The sequence below is a fragment of the Bradyrhizobium sp. SPXBL-04 genome, assembly GCF_051853035.1.
Taxonomy (GTDB): domain Bacteria; phylum Pseudomonadota; class Alphaproteobacteria; order Rhizobiales; family Xanthobacteraceae; genus Bradyrhizobium; species Bradyrhizobium zhanjiangense.
In genome coordinates this window covers 7,148,314-7,167,776 of the sequence record NZ_CP182472.1, presented here as the reverse complement: position 1 = coordinate 7,167,776, position 19,463 = coordinate 7,148,314, and the positions used below count along the sequence as shown (strand labels likewise).

Annotated in this window: 17 protein-coding genes and 1 pseudogene; 6 read left to right on the top strand and 12 right to left on the bottom strand. The window is 64.3% G+C overall.

The features are described from left to right. Positions 1 to 79 precede the first annotated feature (79 nt). Positions 80 to 1,354: a multidrug effflux MFS transporter gene (locus ACNJX8_RS34230; protein WP_439358309.1), complete on the bottom strand. Its 1,275-nt coding sequence runs from the start codon at positions 1,352 to 1,354 to the stop codon at positions 80 to 82. Positions 1,355 to 1,638: 284 nt separating this feature from the next. Continuing rightward, a complete protein-coding gene (locus ACNJX8_RS34225) occupies positions 1,639 to 3,468 on the bottom strand; it encodes an aminopeptidase P family protein (protein WP_439358308.1) in 1,830 nt (609 codons plus the stop codon). Between the two features lie 187 nt (positions 3,469 to 3,655). Between ACNJX8_RS34225 and ACNJX8_RS34220 the strand changes: the two genes are divergently transcribed. Continuing rightward, positions 3,656 to 3,835 (top strand): hypothetical protein, encoded by a 180-nt coding sequence (locus ACNJX8_RS34220; protein ID WP_439358307.1) that lies wholly within the window; start codon positions 3,656 to 3,658, stop codon positions 3,833 to 3,835. 70 nt (positions 3,836 to 3,905) lie between these two features. Here the strand turns inward: ACNJX8_RS34220 and ACNJX8_RS34215 are convergent, their stop codons facing one another. Then, the gene (locus ACNJX8_RS34215; RefSeq protein WP_439358306.1) at positions 3,906 to 4,793 is read right to left on the bottom strand and encodes a 50S ribosomal protein L11 methyltransferase; all 888 of its coding nucleotides are present in this window, start codon (positions 4,791 to 4,793) and stop codon (positions 3,906 to 3,908) included. Positions 4,794 to 4,862: 69 nt separating this feature from the next. Between ACNJX8_RS34215 and ACNJX8_RS34210 the strand changes: the two are divergent. Beyond that, positions 4,863 to 5,009 (top strand): annotated as a pseudogene (locus ACNJX8_RS34210) (Flp family type IVb pilin); the annotation flags it as partial. Between the two features lie 274 nt (positions 5,010 to 5,283). On the opposite strand, the gene ACNJX8_RS34205 reads toward ACNJX8_RS34210, so the two are convergent. Then, complete coding sequence (locus ACNJX8_RS34205; RefSeq protein ID WP_439358305.1) at positions 5,284 to 6,894, bottom strand: phytoene desaturase family protein; 1,611 nt, start codon at positions 6,892 to 6,894, stop codon at positions 5,284 to 5,286. 232 nt (positions 6,895 to 7,126) lie between these two features. Here ACNJX8_RS34205 and ACNJX8_RS34200 point away from each other — a divergent pair, with 232 nt between their 5' ends. Continuing rightward, a complete protein-coding gene (locus tag ACNJX8_RS34200; protein WP_439358304.1) occupies positions 7,127 to 9,406 on the top strand; it encodes a fused MFS/spermidine synthase in 2,280 nt (759 codons plus the stop codon). Between the two features lie 59 nt (positions 9,407 to 9,465). Here the strand turns inward: ACNJX8_RS34200 and ACNJX8_RS34195 are convergent, their stop codons facing one another. Continuing rightward, positions 9,466 to 10,449 carry a glycerophosphodiester phosphodiesterase gene (locus tag ACNJX8_RS34195; protein WP_439358303.1) on the bottom strand — a complete coding sequence of 328 codons (984 nt, stop codon included), beginning with the start codon at positions 10,447 to 10,449 and terminating at the stop codon, positions 9,466 to 9,468. Positions 10,450 to 10,513: 64 nt separating this feature from the next. Then, positions 10,514 to 11,323, bottom strand: a complete 810-nt coding sequence (locus ACNJX8_RS34190) for a L,D-transpeptidase (protein ID WP_439358302.1) — start codon at positions 11,321 to 11,323, stop codon at positions 10,514 to 10,516. A gap of 280 nt (positions 11,324 to 11,603) precedes the next feature. Between ACNJX8_RS34190 and ACNJX8_RS34185 the strand changes: the two genes are divergently transcribed. Further along, positions 11,604 to 11,930: a hypothetical protein gene (locus ACNJX8_RS34185; RefSeq protein ID WP_439358301.1), complete on the top strand. Its 327-nt coding sequence runs from the start codon at positions 11,604 to 11,606 to the stop codon at positions 11,928 to 11,930. A gap of 106 nt (positions 11,931 to 12,036) precedes the next feature. Here ACNJX8_RS34185 and ACNJX8_RS34180 read toward each other — a convergent pair whose 3' ends face one another. Both ACNJX8_RS34180 and ACNJX8_RS34175 read right to left on the bottom strand, forming a co-directional pair. Further along, the gene (locus tag ACNJX8_RS34180; protein WP_091879164.1) at positions 12,037 to 12,798 is read right to left on the bottom strand and encodes an ABC transporter permease; all 762 of its coding nucleotides are present in this window, start codon (positions 12,796 to 12,798) and stop codon (positions 12,037 to 12,039) included. Further along, positions 12,795 to 13,718, bottom strand: a complete 924-nt coding sequence (locus ACNJX8_RS34175; RefSeq protein WP_439358300.1) for an ABC transporter ATP-binding protein — start codon at positions 13,716 to 13,718, stop codon at positions 12,795 to 12,797. Before ACNJX8_RS34175 ends, ACNJX8_RS34180 begins: the two co-directional genes overlap by 4 nt. A gap of 288 nt (positions 13,719 to 14,006) precedes the next feature. Here ACNJX8_RS34175 and ACNJX8_RS34170 point away from each other — a divergent pair, with 288 nt between their 5' ends. Beyond that, the gene (locus tag ACNJX8_RS34170) at positions 14,007 to 14,726 is read left to right on the top strand and encodes a hypothetical protein (RefSeq protein ID WP_249757776.1); all 720 of its coding nucleotides are present in this window, start codon (positions 14,007 to 14,009) and stop codon (positions 14,724 to 14,726) included. A 22-nt stretch (positions 14,727 to 14,748) separates the two neighbouring features. Here ACNJX8_RS34170 and ACNJX8_RS34165 read toward each other — a convergent pair whose 3' ends face one another. Both ACNJX8_RS34165 and ACNJX8_RS34160 read right to left on the bottom strand, forming a co-directional pair. Beyond that, complete coding sequence (locus ACNJX8_RS34165) at positions 14,749 to 15,354, bottom strand: TMEM175 family protein (protein ID WP_128937755.1); 606 nt, start codon at positions 15,352 to 15,354, stop codon at positions 14,749 to 14,751. Between the two features lie 14 nt (positions 15,355 to 15,368). Beyond that, positions 15,369 to 16,220 (bottom strand): alpha/beta fold hydrolase, encoded by an 852-nt coding sequence (locus ACNJX8_RS34160; protein WP_439358299.1) that lies wholly within the window; start codon positions 16,218 to 16,220, stop codon positions 15,369 to 15,371. A 130-nt stretch (positions 16,221 to 16,350) separates the two neighbouring features. On the opposite strand from ACNJX8_RS34160, the gene ACNJX8_RS34155 reads away from it, so the two are divergent. Next, on the top strand, positions 16,351 to 16,971 hold the full coding sequence (locus ACNJX8_RS34155; RefSeq protein WP_439410300.1) for a CGNR zinc finger domain-containing protein: 621 nt from the start codon (positions 16,351 to 16,353) through the stop codon (positions 16,969 to 16,971). 27 nt (positions 16,972 to 16,998) lie between these two features. Here the strand turns inward: ACNJX8_RS34155 and ACNJX8_RS34150 are convergent, their stop codons facing one another. Both ACNJX8_RS34150 and ACNJX8_RS34145 read right to left on the bottom strand, forming a co-directional pair. Further along, positions 16,999 to 18,177: a cytochrome P450 gene (locus tag ACNJX8_RS34150; RefSeq protein WP_439358298.1), complete on the bottom strand. Its 1,179-nt coding sequence runs from the start codon at positions 18,175 to 18,177 to the stop codon at positions 16,999 to 17,001. 16 nt (positions 18,178 to 18,193) lie between these two features. Next, complete coding sequence (locus tag ACNJX8_RS34145) at positions 18,194 to 19,402, bottom strand: ABC transporter substrate-binding protein (RefSeq protein ID WP_128944689.1); 1,209 nt, start codon at positions 19,400 to 19,402, stop codon at positions 18,194 to 18,196. Positions 19,403 to 19,463 lie beyond the last annotated feature (61 nt).

The following is a 19,463-nucleotide window of genomic DNA, read 5'->3' as shown; positions in this document are numbered from 1 at the left end:
CAATCCAGAGTCCCTCCGCGGTGGCGGTCTGGATTGCTTCGCTTCGCTCGCAATGACGGGGATGCAGCGCGCCGCCCCCTCACATCATCCCCGTCTCTTCCGCCTCCGCCTGCTCGATCAGCTTCTCGCTGACCACGACCTCGCGGCGCGGGACGACGAACATCATCGTGCAGGCGCAGAGCAGCGAGATCGCGAGGACCGCGGAGGTCAGCGGCAGCGTGGTCGTGGAGTGGCCGCCGAGATAGGCGCCGAATTGCGACATCAGTGCGCCGATGCCCTGTTGCAGGAAGCCCATTGCGCCCGACGCGGTGCCGGCGGCTTCGGGACGGATGCTGATGGCGCCGGCGGCTGAATTCGCCATCACGAAGGCATTGCCAGCCATCACGATCATCTGCGTGCCGAACAGCCAGCCGGGCGCCTCGTTCCAGCCGGCGAAGCTCCATATCAGGTTCAGTAGGCTGCCGCAGAGCTGGAGGGCAAGCCCGAACCAGATCAGCTTCTCCAGCGAGTGCCGCGGCGCAAAGCGCACGCAGAGCAGATTGCCGACGAGGAACGCAAATCCCGAGGTCGCGAACCATGCGCCATATTCGGCGCTGCTGCGTCCCATCTGCGTCACCACGATGTAGGGGCCGCCGCCGGCGAAGGTGAAGATGATCTGCGAGGCCAGCACCTGGCACATCACGTAACCGACGAAGGCGCGGTTGCGGATCAGGATGCCGACGTCGCCGCGAAAGCCGCTGCCGGCGGCGCGGCTGCGGCGTGTCTCCGGCAGCGCCACAGCGATGCCGACGGCGACGATGATCGCGGCGATCGTGATGGCGTAGAAGATCGCGCGCCAGCCGAACGCGGTCTCGATCAGGCCGCCGGTGAGCGGGGAGACCATCTGTCCGATCATCAGGGCGGCGACCACGAGGCTGATCATCGAGGCGACGCGATCGCGCTCATAGATGTCGCGGATGATGGCGCGGCTCACCACCATGCCGGCGGCTCCGCCCAGCGCCTGGAAGAAACGCGCGGCGATCAGCTGCGGCAGGTCTTGCGCGAAGATGCAGGCGACGCTGGCTGCGATCATCAGCGCCAGCCCTCCAAGCAGCACCGGGCGCCGGCCGAACCGGTCCGATAACGGCCCCATGATGAGCTGCGACAGCGCGATGCCGACCATGTAGAGCGACACCGTCATCTGCGCGATAGAGATGTCGCTGCCGAAATTGGTCGCCAGCACCGGCAGCGCCGGAACCAGCATGTAAAGCGAGATCGGCGCGATCCCGGTCATGACCACCAAGAGCAGGAGCACCAAGCGCGACGTCGCGAGATTTGTCGCCGCTCCCGGCGGCTTGCTGATCATGCCGTGCATGCGTATCCGTCTTTCGAATTCGAATCGACTGTAGCGCGCTCGTGCAAGACGGATATCGGCGTTTCGGAATGCGGCTATACGGATTCCGGGATGGTTACGATGATGGCGCGATGACCGCCCCGGCCTCCGCTGTCATTCCCCGCGAAGGCGGGGAATCCAGTATTCCAGAGGCAGATGTCGTATGCGGAGAAGCTACGGCGTACTGGATGCCCGCCTTCGCGGGTGGACGGCTGTAGTGGAGCAGGCAGCGTTGCGCAAATCGCCTAGCGCCATGCGCACCGAACTTACGGCTTCAGCTCCGCCGTTGCCTGATCGAGCCAGGCCTTCGTCGCTTCATCAAGCGCCGGCCCCACCTCGGCCCTGACCCGCGCATGATACGCATTGAGCCAGTCGAGCTCATCGCGGCTCAGCATCGCCACATCGATCAGCCGGCGGTCGATCGGTGCCAGCGTCAGCGTCTCGAACGCATTCATCGGCTTCTCGGCACCGTTGATGTCGAGGGCGACCACCAGCTCGAGGTTCTCGATGCGGATGCCGAAGCCATCGGTCTTGTAGTAGCCGGGCTCGTTGGACAGGATCATGCCGCGCTTGAGCGGCGTGGTGCCGAGCTTCGAGATCCGCGCCGGCCCCTCATGCACCGAGAGATAGCTGCCGACGCCGTGGCCGGTGCCGTGCTCGAAATCGACGCCGGCGGCCCAGAGATATTGCCGCGCCAGCGTGTCGAGCTGCGCGCCGGTGGTGCCGTCGGGGAAGACCGCGCGCGCAATCGCGATATGGCCGCGCAGTACACGGGTGAAGCGGTCGCGCATCTCCTCCGTCGGCTCGCCCACGGCCATCGTACGGGTGACGTCGGTGGTGCCGTCTTCATATTGCGCGCCGGAATCGATCAGGAGCAGGTCGCCGGGTGCGATCCGCCGGTTGCTCTTGCGGGTGACGCGGTAGTGCACGATGGCGCCGTTCGGACCGGTGCCCGAGATGGTCGGGAACGAAACGTCCTTCAGCGCGCCGGTGTCGCGGCGGAACGTCTCCAGTGCCTCGACGGCGTCGATCTCGGTGAGCTTGCCGCTTCCCGCCTCGCGATCGATCCATGCGAGGAAGCGCGCCAGCGCCACGGCGTCGCGCACATGTGCGGTCTTCGTGCCCTTGATCTCGGTCGCGTTCTTCACCGCCTTGAGCAGCGCAATCGGGTCGCTGCCGCGCACCGGCTTGCCGCCAGCGCCTGCAATCAGCCGGCTGAGCGCGTCGGCCGCCGTGGCATTGTCGAGCGCGATTGCGGCGCCGCTCTTGGCCAGTGCCATCAGCGTCGGCGCCATCGCATCTGGCTCGCGCACATCGGCGGACTGTTCGAGATGGTCGCGCGTGAGGTTGGAGAGCTTGCGGTGGTCGATGAAGATCGTCGGCCGTCCGTCCTTCGGTACCAGCGCATAGGACAGCGGCAACGGCGTATGCGCGACGTCGGCGCCACGGATGTTGAAGGTCCAGGCCACGGCATGGCTGTCCGACACCATCAGCGCATCGACGCCGAGCTTGGCGATTTCGCCTCTGATCTGTGTCAGCTTGTCGGCTTCAGTGAGGCCGGCATGTTGCATTCCGTGCACGGTCACCGGCGCGAGGGGAGGCTGCGGTCGATCGTGCCAAATCGCGTCGACCGGATTGCTGTCGACCGCAACGAGTTCAGCGCCGGCCTTGGCGCAGGCGGCGGACAAGCGCTCGGCTGCTGAAGAAGTGTGCAGCCACGGATCAAATCCGAGGCGGTCGCCGGGCTTCAAGTGCGCCGACACCCAGCTCTCCGGCGGCGGATCGATCAGCGATTCCACTGCCCAGGCCTTCACATCGACCTGCTTGGCAGCCTGCAGCGTGTAGCGGCCGTCGACGAAGATCGCGGCCTCCTGGGTCAGGACCACCGCCAATCCAGCCGATCCAGTGAAGCCGGTCAGCCAGGCGAGCCGCTCTTCCGACGGCGGCACATACTCATTCTGCTGCTGGTCGGCGCGGGGGATCACGAATCCGGTCAGCTTGCGGCGGGCGAGTTCTTCGCGGAGTGCAGCAAGGCGCGCCGCCAATGCGACGCCGGCCTCGGGCTCCTCGAATGTCTGGAAGTGCGCTTCGAACATGGTGGATCACTTTAGGATCATGGGGATCAGTCCGCAATCTAGACGCATTTGCGTCGCATCTGGCATGGACTGTGCTTGAAATAGTTCCATTCGAATGGAGTGGAGTAAAGGGTGCGGCAGTTGCGCTTCGTCCGGACAACAGGGAAATTCGAGCAAGTGGTTCATCTCAACGGCGAGGGGACACACGATGGCATCGTTCACATTTGAGAAGATTTCGCCGCCGGTGCGTCGCGCCCCGACTGGGGCGACACCGAAGAAGCCGCGCGGCCTCATCAGCCAGATGATCGATCGTTTCGCCGAGCGCCGCGCGAGGCGGACGTTGCGGGATGAGCGCACGATGCGCAAGGACGAGAAGCCGGCGGAGTAGCGCGGCGAACGCTCGACTTCACCTCTCCCCGCAAGCGGGGCGAGGGAGCGCAGCGCCATCGCGGGTGCACTCACCCCATCTTCCGCAGCAACAAACTGCTCCATCCCTCGATCCGCAAATGCCGCAGCGGCACGAGGCCGCGCGCGCGGTAGGCGGCGATCACGGCGGGGGCCTGATGCGTCAACAGGCCGGAGAGGATGAGGCGCCCGCCGGGCGCGAGATGCCGCGCCATCGGGCTCGCCAATTGCCGCAATGGATTGGCAAGGATGTTGGCCAACACCAGGTCGAACGGACCGCATTTGCCAAAATCCGGTGCGGCGAAGCCGGTGGCACGGATCACCCGCACATGGTTACCAACTTCATTCAGCGCTGCATTCTCGGCCGCCACCTGCACCGATGGCGGGTCGATGTCGGAAGCGAGCACTGCGCGATGCAGCGCCTTGGCCGCCGCGATCGCCAGCACGCCGGTCCCGGTGCCGAGGTCGAGCAACCGCCTCGGCCGTGCGCTTTTCAGGACATGGTCAAGCAGCAGTAAACAGCCGCGGGTGGTGCCGTGGTGGCCAGTGCCGAAGGCAAGCGCCGCCTCGATCTCGATCTTGAGCTTGTTCGCCGCCACCCGGTCGCGGTCATGGCTGCCGTGCACGACGAAACGGCCGGCCTGGACCGGCACAAGGTCTTCCAGGCTCGCTTTGACCCAGTCCTTGGCCTCGACGATATCGAAGGCGAGCGTCTCCGCGATCTCGTTTCCTGCTGAAGTTACAACGAGTTCGCGCAGCCATGCCTGGTCCGGCGCGGCGGCAAAATGCAGCGTGACGTCCCATTGACCGTCCGGCCGCTCGAAGGCGGCGACCGCCGCATCCCCCTCGAAAAACACCTCGGTGAGCACGTCGACGACACGCCTGGCGGCGGCCTCGCTGCCGATCGAGAGGCTGGCGCGATGGGTAGGGGAGGGCTGCATCCTAGTGTTCCGTCGGGTTCAATTTTTGGAACTTTTGTTCCCAATTTTTCAGCATAAGTCGCGGCTCGCAGATTCTGGTCGGACGAGTCCGGTGCAACTGCGATCGAATACGGTCTGATCGCAGCCGGTATCACGCTCGCGATCATCACCTTGGTGAACAGCCTGGGCAGCACGATGAACGAGAAGTTCGGTTCGATTAGCACCTCTTTGAAGTAATTTCCGCCTCCCATTTCCCACCGCGGGCTACTTTTCTTCATGAGCTTTGACCCATCGCCCGCGAGGGGGCGAGGTCATTTTGGGTATGTGTGGCTCTCAAGCGGTCTCCACAGGTTGTCCGCAGCTTGTACGGCGGCTATCCGCGGACTCTTCCCGCAATTGCCCCCTTTGTTCTCCACTGCCTTTCCCCAGGCCTGTCCCGCTCGCCCGTCCGTGGGCATCCTCGTCCTGACCACATATCTCTCGCTAGCCTGTCCACAGCTCATCCACAGACCTACCCACGGCTTCCGAACAGCGATCGGTGATCCCTCAGAATCACCTGTGCGGCGTTGTGGCCCGGAGCACCGGTGACGCCGCCGCCGGGATGGGCGCCGGAGCCGCAATGGTAGAGACCCTTCAGCGGGCCGCGATAGTCGGCATGGCCCAGCATCGGCCGCGCGGAGAACAGCTGGTTCAGCGTCAGCGCGCCGTGGAAGATATCTCCACCCAAAAGGCCGAACTGCCGTTCGAGATCGAGCGGTGAGAGGATCTGGCGGCCGAGCACGCTCGCCGCAAAGCCCGGGGCATATTTGTCCACCGTCGCGATCATGAGATCGGCGACCTCCTCGCGATGGTCGTCCCACGACTTTCCATCGGGAAGCTCCGGCGCGACGTGCTGGCAGAACAAGCTCGCGACGTGTTTGCCTTCGGGCGCCAGCGTGTCGTCGAGCGTCGAGGGGATCAGCATTTCGACGACGGGCTCTCGGCTCCAGCCCTGCGCGCGCGCATCGAGATACGCGCGGTCCATGTAGCCGAGGCTCGGTGCCAGGATGATGCCCGAGGTGAGATGATCGCCGTCACCGGGCAGCGCCGTGAAGGAGGGCAGGCGGTCCAGCGCCACGTTCATGCGGAAGGTGCCGGAGCCGTTCTTCCAGTGCCGGATGCGCGCGAGGAACTCGTGGGGCAGGGCGTCGGCCGCGATCAGCCGCGTATAGAGCAGCTTCGGATTGACGTTGGCTGCGACATATTTGGCGCGGATGGCCGTGCCGTTCTCCAGTACGACGCCGACCGCGCGGTCGCGCTCGACGATGATCTCGCGCACGCCCGCGTCGGTGTCGATCACGACGCCGCGGTGCTGCGCTGTGCGCGCCATGGCCTGCGTGATCGCACCCATGCCGCCGATGGCGTGGCCCCAGACGCCCTTCTTGCCGTTCACCTCGCCGAAGGCGTGATGCAGCATCACATAGGCCGAACCCGCCGCGTAGGGGCTGGCATAATTGCCGACGATGGCATCGAAGCCGAACAGCGCTTTTACGAGATCGTGCTCGAAACGCTCGTCCAGCATCTCGCCGGCGGAGCGGGTGAAGAGGTCGAGCAGGCTGCGGCTCTGCTCCAGCGTGAGACCGCGCAGGATGTTGGCTGTCTTTAACGCATTCATGGCCTCACGGATCGCGCGGGTGCCAAAGCCGTCAACCAGGTTCGGCGGCGCGCGCAGCACGAATTGCCTGAGCACGTCGGCGATCTCTTCCAGCTCGCGCGTGAAACCGTCGAGCGCATCGGCGTCATGCGCGCTCAGCCGCGCGACGGAATCTTTCGTCCGCCCCTCGCCGGTGAGGAGATAGCTGCCGTCGGGCGCGGGCAGAAAATTCTGCGCGCGCCGTTCGACGATGCGCAGGCCTTGTTCCGCAAGATTCAAGTCGCGGATCACCTGCGGATTGAGCAGGCTCACGGTGTAGGCTGCGACCGAATTCCGGAATCCGGGGTGAAACTCCTCTGTGACCGCCGCACCGCCGACCACCTTGCGGCGCTCGACCACGCGCACGCGCAGGCCCGCCATCGCGAGATAGGCAGCGCAGGTGAGGCCGTTATGGCCAGCGCCGATGATGACGACGTCGGTTTCGCTCATGAAGGGTTCAAATGTTCCACGGTCGTTTTGGGAAGGCCCGAAGGACCGGTCCCAGAAATGACATCTGTATATTAAGCATTCCTCGCTGCAACATCACGCGCCTCTTTATTGCCCGTTCAGGCGCCTTGTGCTCCATTGCGCCCGTCCGTCGTCCGCCGGGGGCAATGTCCGACGCGTTTTCTCGCGCGAACCGGTGCCCACTTCGCTGGAAAACGCTTTTGCCGGAGCTCCCATGGATTCGATCGTGCAACCCGCCGCCACGGAGCAATCGTCTGCCTCGCGCAACCGGCTGCTGCTGACGGTCTACACCGCCGCGATCTTCGTCAGCGCGCTCTTGCTGTTCTCGGTGCAGCCGCTGTTTACCAAGATGGTGCTGCCGCGGCTCGGCGGCTCGCCGGCGGTGTGGTCGGTGGCGATGGTCTTCTTCCAGTCGCTGCTGCTGGCGGGTTACGCCTATGCGCATCTGTTGATGCAGGTCAAAAACCGCATCGTTCCGGTCGCAGTGCATCTGGTGCTGCTGATCGCGGCCTTCGCGACGCTGCCGCTCGGAATCGCCTCCGCCTACGGCGAGCCGCCCGCTTCGGGCTATGCGGTCTGGCTGCTCGGGCTGTTCGTGGTCTCGATCGGATTGCCGTTCTTCGCGCTCGCCGCCAATAATCCGCTGCTGCAGGCCTGGTTCGTCCGCACCGGCCATCCCGCCGGGCACGATCCGTATTTCCTTTATGCCTCCTCCAACATCGGCAGCTTCCTCGCGCTGCTGTCCTATCCGTTCCTGCTGGAGCCGATGTTCACGCTGCACGCGCAGAACCGGTTCTGGACCGCCGGCTATGGCCTCTTGATCCTGCTGATCGCGGCCTGCGGCACGCTGCTGTTGCGCTCGCCGCAGCTGACGGTGGCGGATGCGCGAACGGAGGAGGTGAATGCGCCGGCGCCTAGTCTGGTGACGCGGCTGCGCTGGATCTTCCTGGCCGCGGTGCCGTCGGGCCTGCTCATCGCGGTGACCGCGCACATCTCCACCGACGTCGCGGCGGCGCCGCTTTTGTGGGTGCTGCCGCTGTCGCTGTATCTGCTCACCTGGGTCGTCGTGTTCCAGTCGCGTCCGCTGCTGCCGCACAAATGGATGCTGATGCTCCAGCCGGTTGCGATCGCAGGCGTGGTTGTCCTGCTGGCTTTCGGCGGGGAGCAGAATCTGCTGCTCACACTCGGCGGTCATCAATTGTGTTTCTTCGTCATCGCCATGGCCTGCCACGGCGAACTGGCGCGGACGCGGCCGGCGGCCAAATATCTCACCGGCTTTTATGTCGCGCTGTCGTTCGGCGGCATGGTTGGCGGCCTGTTCGCAGGGCTCGTCGCGCCGTTCACCTTTTCGTGGATCGCCGAATATCCGATCCTGATTGCGCTCGCCGCGCTGTGCCGACCGCCTGCTAACGAGCGCCTCGCCGGCCTCGTTCGATGGTATTGGCTGGCGCTCGCCGCGCTCGCGGCGGCGCTCGTTGTGCCGTCCTATGCGACAGGCGGGCTCTCGATCTGGTTCGAGGACCACCGCGTCTGGGTGGCCGGCGCCGTCGGCGTGCTCGCCGCGCTGCTGGCGTTGACGTTCAATGCCGACCGCTGGAAGATATTTGCGACCGTTGTACTCGCGCTGGCGTTGATCCGGGTTTATCCCGCGGACGAGGGGCGCGTCACCACGGTGCGCAGCTTCTTCGGGGTGCACAAGATCGTGGAGACGCCCGGCGGCTATTTCCACGTACTGATGCACGGCACCACGATCCACGGCGCGGAGCGCTTCCGCAACAATGACGGCACGCCGGTCACCAGCCGGCCCGAGCCGATCACTTACTATCACAAGGACGGCGGCATCGGTCAGGCGGTCAGCGCGATCCGCGAGCGTAAGGGCGCGCCGCTGAAGGTCGCCGCGATCGGTGTCGGCTCGGGCACGCTTGCCTGTGCTGCCGAGCGAGGGGAGAGTTGGAAATTCTTCGAGATCGACCAGTCCATGGTCGACGCGGCGCGTGACCCCAAAAATTTCCGCTACATCTCGAGCTGCCTGCCGGATCTGAAGCCGGTGATCGGTGATGCGCGGCTCACCTTTGCCAAGGAGCCCGACGGCGCCTACGACCTCATCATCGTCGATGCCTATTCGTCCGATGCGATCCCGATTCATCTTGCGACCAAGGAGGCGATGAAGATCTACAAGGACAAGCTCGCCCCGCACGGCGCCGTGGTGATGCACGTCTCCAATCGGCATCTCGATCTGGAGACCGTCGTGGTCGGCATTGCGGATGCCAACGATCTCACGAGCTGGGTCTTCAACGAGGATTCCGGGCGCGATTCCGATTACATCTTCTCGACCGACGTCGTCATCTCCGCGCGGGAGGAGGCCGACATCGGCAAGCTCGCCTCCTCGAAGTCATGGGAGCAGACCGAAGCTGACGACAGGGTGCGGGTCTGGAGCGACGACTATTCCAATATTCTGGGCGCGCTGTATCGGCGCTTAAGGGATGGGGAATAGGGACCTTTTCGTAGCCCGGATTGCGCTTCGCTCCATCCGGGCTACAAGGCGGGTCGGTTCTAAGGCTCCACTGGCGTGCCCGCCGGCAACGCAATTCCTTTCTCGCCGGCGATCTGCCGCAACAGGTCCGGCCTATCGGAGATGATGCCGTCGACGCCAAGCTCGATCATGCGCGCCATGTCGTCGGGCTTGTTGACCGTCCACACCACGACACCCAATCCAAGTCCGCGGGCCTCCGAGATGAGCGCCGCGGTCACATCGCCAAAATAAGGCGACCAGACCGCGCCGCCCGCGGCCTTGATCGTCCGCGGCAGCGAGCCGCTGTGATCGGCCGGATTGAAGCCCGCGGTCCAGTTGGTGGCTTTGTCGAGCGCCACGGTCTGGCCTGAGCCGCGCTGGAGCGTGAGGTATACCGTCGGTATCTTCGGTGCTTGCTGTTGCACGAGCTGCAACGTTCTCCAATCGAACGACTGGATCATGACACGGTCGGAAAATTTTTCGGCCTCGATCAGGCGGAGGAGCCTGGTGACGAAAGCTTGCGGGTCGAGAGATTGGTCCGGATGGTTCGGATCGATCTTGGTCTCGATGTTGAAGCCAACGCGGGTGTTGCCGGACTTGCGTACCAGTGCGAACAGTTCGCTCAAGGTGGGAATGCGTGTTCCCGGCACAGCGCGCTGATCGGGAAATTGTCTCGCGTAGGCGCTGTCCGGTCGGATCTGGCCGACGTCATAGGTCCTGACCTCGTCGAGCCGCAGTTTCACGAACGGGGTGCCGGGCGCAGTGATGTAGGCCCCGTCGGGGCCGCGCGCGAGATCCGGATTGAGCCCGCGTTCATGCGAGACGACGACTTCGCCGTCCGCGGTCACACCGACGTCGAGCTCCAGCGTGTCCACGCCCATCGACAGCGCATTGGCGAAGGCCGGCAGGGTGTTTTCCGGCAGCAGCGCCCGCCCGCCGCGATGTGCCTCGAGGTCGAATCCCATGGCCTCTCCCGCCATCAAAACCCAGAGCGCAGCTAGTGCGGTCGTGGCACGTGTTGGCATGGCGCCTCGAATAGCAATCTATTGTTCGTGCCGACCGCCGAAGGCGGTGACGAAGACGGCTGCCTCAGTTCTGGTAGTAATAGCCGCGCGGCTGATAAACCTGCCGGGGCTGTGGCTGATAGTAGGAGCCCTGCTGGCCATAGCCCTGGTCGTAATAGGGGCGCTGCTGCTGCTGATAGACCTGAGCGTCATACAGCGGGCGGCCGGCTGAGCGCGGCGCCGGATAGCGCGCGCCGGTGTCGCTGCCGTCAGCCGGATAGATGTAATTGTCGTCCTGCGGCATGTAGCGGCGGGCGGGCTGCGCCGGCGGCGCCAGGTTCACGGGATCGCCGGCAGTGCTGTACTGTTCCTCGGCCGGCTGCGGCGCGCGGGCAACCGCATTGGCGTTGCGGCCGCGGGGATTGCGCGCCAGCGCCACCTGCGCCGAGCCGGTCAGCGTCACCGTGGTGTTGAGCACGCCCTGCTGCTGCACCAGTGCATAGAGCGTCGAGGCATTCTGGCGCGACAGCCGCACGCAGCCATGCGAGGCCGGCGAGCCGAGCCGGCCGACGAAGTCGGTGCCGTGGATGGCATGCCCGATCTTGGTGAAGAAGATCGCGTGCGGCATCGGCGCGTCGTCGAATTCCTTGGAGTAGTGATCCTCTTCCATGCGGAAGGCGCGAAACGCGCCGTTCGGCGTCTCGCGGGAGGGGATGCCGGTCGACACCGGCCAGTGATAGCGCGTGACGCCATCGACCGCGACGGTCATCTGCTGATTGTCCTTGTCGATGGTGATGTCGACCTTGGCCTGCGCGGCGCCCGCGCTCAAAAACATCAGGGAGGTGAAAGCAATCAAAAACGAACGCATCGGACTTCTGGCCTCCGGCCTGTTCATGCTAGGCGCCGCGGCTCTCCGTCCCCCGTCGTGCACTATGCCTGCAATCCGGCTTTCGTTCCAGCGGCCTAGCCGTCCATCGTTAACGCGATGCAGGGCGTAAGCAAGGCCGCTTTGTGCCGCGTGGCTCGCGGCGGCGCTGACATTTTCGCGAGCCGGATTTGCGTTCACAACGCCGACAATTCGTCACAAAGGCGCAACCATTTGGCCGCTCGGTGCGTTGGTGATGGCCACCCTTCACAGGGCAGCACTCGCTGCCATTCATCCTTTGGGACCGAAGATGAACAAAGCCCGTATCGCCGCCGCGCAATTGCCGGCCGCTCGACCCGTCCGCCTGCTGTTCGCAGCCGCCGCCATCCTGCTCGCGCTGTTGTCGCTACCGCAAGCCGGCCACGCCCAAGGCATCGTGCGCGGCGCGCAGGAAGGCTCTTATGAAGGTAACCGGATTGCCGGCCCCGTAGGCGGTGCGGTCGGCGGTGTCGTTGGTGCCGGTGTTGGCGGCGCCGTTGGCGCGGTCGAGGGCGTGCTCGGCATTCCCCACCGTCACTACCGCCACCGGTGCCACGGCTACTATGACGGCTATCACCACTTCCATTGCTATCGGTGATGTCGTCGTAGCCCGGATGGAGCGCAGCGCAATCCGGGGCTGCTGTCGCATGAGGCTACGACGGTCCCGGATTATGCCGACGCTCCATCCGGGCTACGTATCTCCGTCAATTCTTCAGCCGATACCCCGTGCGGAAAATCCACCAGATCACGACCAGGCAGGCCACCAGGAACGCCAGCGTCATGCCGATGCTGACGGACACACTGACATCCGCGATCTCATAGAAGCTCCAGCGGAAGCCCGAGATCAGATAGACGACCGGGTTGAGCAGCGCCACCGTGCGCCAGCCGGCCGGCAGCATGTCGATGGAATAGAAGCTGCCGCCGAGGAAGGTCAGCGGCGTCACCACCAGCATCGGGATCATCTGCAGCTTCTCGAAGCCGTCGGCCCAGATACCGATGATGAAGCCGAACAGGCTGAAGGTCACCGCCGTCAGCACCAGGAAGGCCAGCATCCAGACCGGATGATGGATGTGCAGCGGCACGAACAGCCCGGCGGTGGCGAGGATGATCAGGCCGAGAATGATCGACTTGGTCGCGGCCGCGCCGACATAGCCGAGCACGATCTCGAAATAGGAGATCGGCGCCGACAGGATCTCGTAGATCGTGCCGGTGAATTTCGGGAAGTAGATGCCGAACGAGGCATTCGCGATGCTCTGCGTCAGCACCGAGAGCATGATCAGGCCTGGCACGATGAAGGTGCCATAGCTGACGCCCTCGACCTGGCTGATGCGCGAGCCGATCGCGGCGCCGAACACCACGAAATAGAGCGAGGTCGAGACCACAGGCGAGACGATGCTTTGCAGCAGCGTGCGCCAGGTGCGTGCCATTTCGAACAGATAGATGGCGCGGATGGCGCGGTGATTCATGACGTCCTCACGAGGTCGACGAAGATGTCCTCGAGCGACGATTGCGTCGTGTCGAGATCGTTGAAGCGGATGCCGGCGGTGCGGAGATCGCCGAGCAGGCTGGTGATGCCGGTGCGCTCGCCCTTGGTATCGTAGTCGTAGACCAGCGTCGCGCCGCTGTCGCAGAGGTCGAGCTTGTGGTGCTTCAGGCTGTCCGGCAGCGCATCGAGCTTGCCCTGCAGATGCAGCGTCAGCCGCTTCTTGCCGAGCTTCTGCATCAAGGTCGTCTTGTCCTCGACCAGCACGATCTCGCCCTTGTTGATGACGCCGATGCGATCGGCCATCTCCTCGGCTTCCTCGATGTAGTGCGTGGTCAGGATGATGGTGACGCCGGACTGCCGGAGGGTGCGCACCACCTCCCACATGCCCTTGCGCAGCTCGACATCGACGCCGGCGGTGGGCTCGTCCAGGAACAGGATCTGCGGCTCGTGCGACAGTGCTTTTGCGATCATCACGCGGCGCTTCATGCCGCCGGACAGCGTGATGATCTTGTTGTCCTTCTTGTCCCAGAGCGAGAGGTCCTTCAGGACCTTCTCGATATGATCAGGATTCTTCGGCTTGCCGAACAGGCCGCGGGAGAAGCTCACCGTCGCCCACACGCTCTCGAAGGCGTCGGTATGCAATTCCTGTGGCACGAGGCCGATCAGCGAGCGCGCCTTGCGGTAGGAGGTCTGGATGTCTTCGCCGCCGACGAGGACGCGGCCCTCGCTCGGATTGGCGATGCCGCAGATGATGGAGATCAGTGTGGTCTTGCCCGCGCCGTTCGGCCCGAGCAGCGCAAAAATCTCGCCGCGCTTGATGTCGAGATTGACGTTCTTGAGCGCCTTGAAGCCGGACCCATAGGTCTTCGACAGATTGGCGACGGAAATGATGAAGGACATGATGGCCGCAAGGCTAAGAGCAAAGGCTGGGGGAGGGAGGCTGGAACCTGCCGGGAAGGGCGGGTCAGCGGAGCCCTGAGATAGGAACGCCCTTACCGGGCCGCAATTCCCCGGAGAAAAATGATCTCAAAACCGGCCATTCGGTGGCTGGTTTCAGGCAAGTGTTGCGCGATGGTCACGGCGTGCGGCTAAGATTGTCGCTCACGCGGCTCTTTGTTGCGTCTGCGAGCAGGCCGTGGCTACGATTCCGGCCAATCGCGAAGCGTATTGTCCCCAGGGAAAACACCGATGAGACCGAACGGCCGTCACACCGCTGGCGCGAGCCAGTTGTCCGCCCTCCGTGTGTGGGCGATGGCCCTGCTCCTGCTGTCAGTTGTTGCCATCAGCCCGACCGGCGCCAAGGCCGCGCCGAGCCAGGCCGCGACAGCAACCACGCATGTCTACCTGCTCCGGGGCGTGCTCAACATCTTCTCGCTCGGGCTCGACACGATCGGCGCCCGGCTCCAGGCGCAGGGCATCCCGGTGACCGTCGCCAATTTCGTCTCCTGGTCCTCGCTCGCCGATGAAGCCGCGACCGCCTACAAGGCCGGTCGCCTCAAGACCATCATCCTGGTCGGCCATTCCTCGGGCGCGACCGCGCTACCGGACATGATCGCCAAGCTCAATCAGCTCGGCGTTCCCGTAAAGCTCGCGATCGGCCTCGACTCCGTGTTCAAGACCAAGCTGTCGACCGGCGCCGAGCGTTACATCAACATCTATATCGGCGACGGTCCCGGCGAGCCGGTGCGGGCTGCCGCTGGCCTGCGCGGCAAGCTCGACAATGTCGACGTGCGCGGTACCGGCGTCGGCCATATCTCGATCGACAAGAACGAGGCGATCCAGCGTCGCGTCATCGCCGAGATCGACGCCGCGATCATGCGCTCGCGCGCCCCGGCAGCTCCAGTCGCCCAACCCGGCACAGCCAGGCCGGCGCGCTCGGCGGCCGCAGCGGCTCCGGCGCGGAATTAGCGACTTCTGCCGCGGTGCTGGTTCACCGAGAGTCGACCGGGCGGCCGTCCTCGGCACCCGGCGCCTCCGGCCTCAGATAGACGATCAGGCAGCAGCAACACATCGCAAGCCCGGCGACGGGGAAGCGCAGGGCGACCGCGGCCGCGAGCGCGAAGACGCCGAGGGTCACGATCGAGCGGACGCGCATAATCTTGCGCTCCCGCGGCGCGACCTCGCTGTCCGGCGCTCGTCCGACAAGATCCCAGATCAGCGCGACATAGGTCGCGTTCACCAGGAAGAACACCGCGGCGTAGAACGCGACCGGCTGCGGTGCGAGCTCGCTCACCGCCATCCAGGCGGTGGAGAGCGGCAGCAGCGACACCGAGAACAGATGCGCGAAGTTGAACCACATCAGTCGCGGCGTCGCTTCGCTCGCATAGCGCATCAGATGGTGATGGTTGGCCCAGACGATCGCGATGAACACGTAGCTCACGGCATAAGAGAGCCACGTCGGCCATAACGCCAGCAATGCCGCAAAGGTCGGGATTTCCGGCGGACGAAGCTCCAGCACGAGCACCGTAATCAGGACCGCGAACACGCCGTCCGAAAATGCGCTGAGCCGTTCCGGAGATCGTCTCGCATGGGCCATGGCGACAGCTTCCGTTATTTCAAGAACGCGCGAATGCTTTCGGCGATCTCCTTCGCATGGGTTTCCAGCGCAAAGTGACCGGTGTCGAAGAATTGCACCACCGCATTGGGATTGTCGCGCATGAATGCCTCGGCGCCGGGCGGGATGAAGAAGGGATCGTTCTTGCCCCAGGCCGCGAGGAACGGCGGCTTGTGGGTACGGAAATAGCTTTGGAGTGACGGATAGAGCGCGACGTTGCTCTTGTAGTCGCCGAATAGATCGAGCTGCACGTCGTCGGCGCCGGGGCGCGCGAGATAGAAATTGTCGAGGTTCTGGCCGTCCGGCGACACCACGGCCGGATCGGGAACGCCATGTGTGTACTGCCAGCGCGTGGCCTCCGGCGTGAGCAAGGTGCGCAGCGCCTCGCGATTAGCCGGTGAAGGGTCTTGCCAATAGGCCTTGATCGGAGTCCAGCCTTCGCTGAGGCCCTCCTCATAGGCATTGCCGTTCTGCGAAATGATGGCCGTGATCCGCTCGGGATGGCTGAGTGCCAGCCGAAAGCCCGTCGGCGCGCCATAGTCGAACACATAGATTGCGAAGCGATCGAAGCCGATCACTTCGGTGAAGCGCTCGATCACGCGCGCGACGTTGTCGAAGGTGTAGCGGAAGGTGTCGCGTGCGGGCATGTCGGACTGGCCGAAACCGGGAAGGTCCGGCGCCACGATGTGAAACCGGTCTGCAAGCTGCGGGATGAGGTCGCGGAACATGTGTCCCGCGCTCGGGAAGCCGTGCAGCAGGAGGAGCTTCGGCGCGCCGGGCGTGCCGGCCTCGCGATAGAACACCTTGAAGCCGTCGACGTCTGCGGTGCGGTAGGTGGTCGGGGGCATGGCCGATCTCCATTGCTGTTCGTAACCAGTCAAAGCGATTTTTAGAGGTTATTAATCTGCGACGTAACTTGTCAATAGCCTTTTTAGAGGTTACGTAAATCACAGCTTTCGGACCGGACAGGGACCGCTCATGGACAGACCGCCCGCCATGTTCATCGCCGACTCGCTCGGCCTTGATTTCCTCAACTCGGTGGCGACACCGGTCGATACGCCGGTCGATTGGCTCGACGATGGCGAAGGTCTGGTCGACTGGCTGGCACAGGCGAAGCTGGTGCCGGCGGATGAGCTGGGTGCGCTGAAGGCGCGCGCGATGCCGGGCGAGCTAGACAAGGTCGCCGGTCAGGCCCGTGCCTTGCGCGAGTGGTTTCGCGGTTTCGTTCAGGCACATGCCGGCCGGCCGCTCACTGCGAAGGCGTTGCATGAGCTTGGCCCGCTGAACGGCGTCCTGGAGCGCGATGAGGCGTTCAGGCAGATCGTGCCGCGCAACGGTGAGCAGGGTGACGGTCTTGCGCTGCTGAGGATGCGGCGCTGGCGATCACCCGAATCCCTGCTGCTGCCGGTCGGGGAAGCCTTGGCGAAATTCGTCTGCGAGGAGGATTTTTCCGACGTGAAGGCATGCGAGGGTCATAACTGCACGATGCTGTTCGCCGACCATACCCGGAGGCGCACGCGGCGATGGTGCACAATGGCGATCTGCGGCAATCGCGCCAAGCAGGCCGCACACCGCAGCCGGCTCAAGAGCCGGCAGTGATCGACCGCGGCGCTACATGCGACGCAGTCAGGCCGCCGCGACGCGAACCGGCATACTCGCAAGGCCGCGCAGGGAATTGTTGAGCCTGCGCTTCGGCTCCGCCGTGAGCTCGATGGTCTTCACTCGCCTTGCGAACTCGCTGAAGATCAATTCGCCTTCCAGACGCGCAATCATCTGGCCGACGCAGGCGTGAATGCCGGCGCCGAAGCCGACGTGGCCGGTCGCGACCCGTTCGACGTCGAACCTATCGGGTCTGTCCCAGCGCGCGGGATCGCGGTTGGCGGAGGCCATGAACAGCAGCACCTTGCGCTGCGCCGGGATCACGCTGCCGCCGATCTCGACGTCGCGCGAGGTGGTGCGAAAGAACGTCTGCACCGGTGAATCGTAACGCAGGCCTTCCTCGAAAGCGTTGCGCGCCAGCTCCGGCCTGTGGTGGAGCTTGCGGTATTCATCCGGATGCGTGGCGAGCGCGAGCAGGGTGTTGCCGATGCCGTTAACGGTGGTGTCGATCCCCGCGGTGAGGAACGGCCGCACCAGATGCGTCGCCTCATGCTCGGTGATCTCACCCTCGTCGGCCGCCTGGTAGATCATCATGCCGAGCCCGTCGTGCCGTAGCGCATCTCGCGCACAACATTCCATGATCCAGCTCTGGGCCGCGAGACCTGCCTTGCGCGATGCGGCCAGCATCTCGTTCTCAGGGCCAAAGCTGTCGAACACGAACGTGCTCCAGGCCAGCAGCTTCTCACGGCCGTCCGGCCGGATGCCGATCGCATCCGGAAAGACCTTCATGGGATATGCTTCGGCGAGATCGGTAACGGCATCGAATGAGCCTCTGTTGATCAGCTCCGACACCTTCTTCTCCGCTTCCCGCTGAAACGTCTCGCGCAGCTTCCTTGCGACGCCCGGAGACAGGGTGCGGCCGAGAACCCGCCGGCCTTTGTCGTGGTCGGGCGGATCGATCTGGAGCGTCAGCGGCCTTGGCAGTGCCGGGTTCATGCCGTGGAGCCCGACGCCCTCGCCACTGATGAACGTCTTCCAGTCCTTCAGGGCCGGCTCGACCTCGGCATAGCCTGCCATGGCCCATACGCCGTAACGTTCCAGCGCGAACGCAGGCCCGAGCGCGCGCAGCGCCTCATAGGCAGGATAGGGGTCGATCAGGAAGTCAGGCGCAAACGGGTCAACCGGACTCGATGCAATGCCGCTCATGGTCAGCTCCCAACGGCTATTGTTTCGTCAGCGGGCACTGGCCTTCGCTCTCGGAGCGGAACGCGTCCTCACCCTTCACCGTGGCGACCACCTTCAACAGATCCCAGGCGGAGGTCGACTCGTCGGGAGCCTTGACCTGCAAGAGGTAGAGCGGATGGATCTTGCGTCCGTCCTTGCGGATGTAGCCCTTGCCGAACAGCGGATCGTCGGTCGGCATCTGCTTCATCGCCGCTACCACCGCCTTGCCGTCCTTGGCGCCGCCGGCCTTGTCGACCGCCTTGAGATAGTGAATGACCGAGGCATAGACGCCGGCCTGCATGTCATTCGGATAGGCCTTCGAGGGAATGCGTTCGGCGAAACGTTTCGCGAAAGCACGCGTGCCGTCGTTCAGATCCCAGTAGAACGGGTTCATGATCTGCGCGCCCTGCGCAAATTTCAGTCCGAGCGCGGGCAGGCCGTTCATGCCGAGGATCAGTCCGGCCAGCTTGTGGTCCTTGGTCAGCCCGAATTCGGCAGCTTGCTTCATCGACGTGATGGTGTCGTCCCCGGCATTGGCAAAGCCGATGACGTTCGCGCCCGACGCCTGGGCCTGGAGCAGGAAGGAGGCGTAGTCGGCCGTTCCGAGCGGATGCCGCACGCTGCCGAGCACCTCGCCACCGGATGCTTTCACGGCCTCCGCAGCCTGCTTCTCCAGATCATGGCCGAAGGCATAGTCGGCGGTGATGAAGAACCACTTCTTGCCGCCCTGCTGCACGATCGCCTTGCCGAGGCCGCGCCCATAGGCATAGGTGTCGTAGGTCCAGTGCACGGTGTTCGGTGTGCATTTCTCGCCGGTCAGGAGCACCGTTCCGGCCCCCGATCCGACGAAGACCTTGTTCTTTTCGGCGCTCATGCCGGCGACAGCGAGAGCGATCGACGAGTTCGGAATGTCGAAGATCGCATCGACGCCTTCGTTCTCGTACCAGCGCCTGGCGATGCCGATGCCGATGTCGGTCTTGTTCTGATGGTCGGCCGCGACGACCTCGATAGGCTTGCCGCCGGCCTTTCCGCCATAGTCCTCGACCGCCATCTTGGCGGCGATGACCGAGCCGATGCCCTGATAGCTCGCGAACGGACCCGATTGGTCGTTCAGGATGCCGATCTTCACGACGTCCTGGGCGAATGCCGGTGCGGCCGTCAGCATCGCGGCCAACATGCATAATTTATGCAGGAATTTGCTGTTCATTGTCTCCCTCCCATGTGCGGTCTTGGTGCCGCTGAATAATAGTTATATTTTATAGCTATTT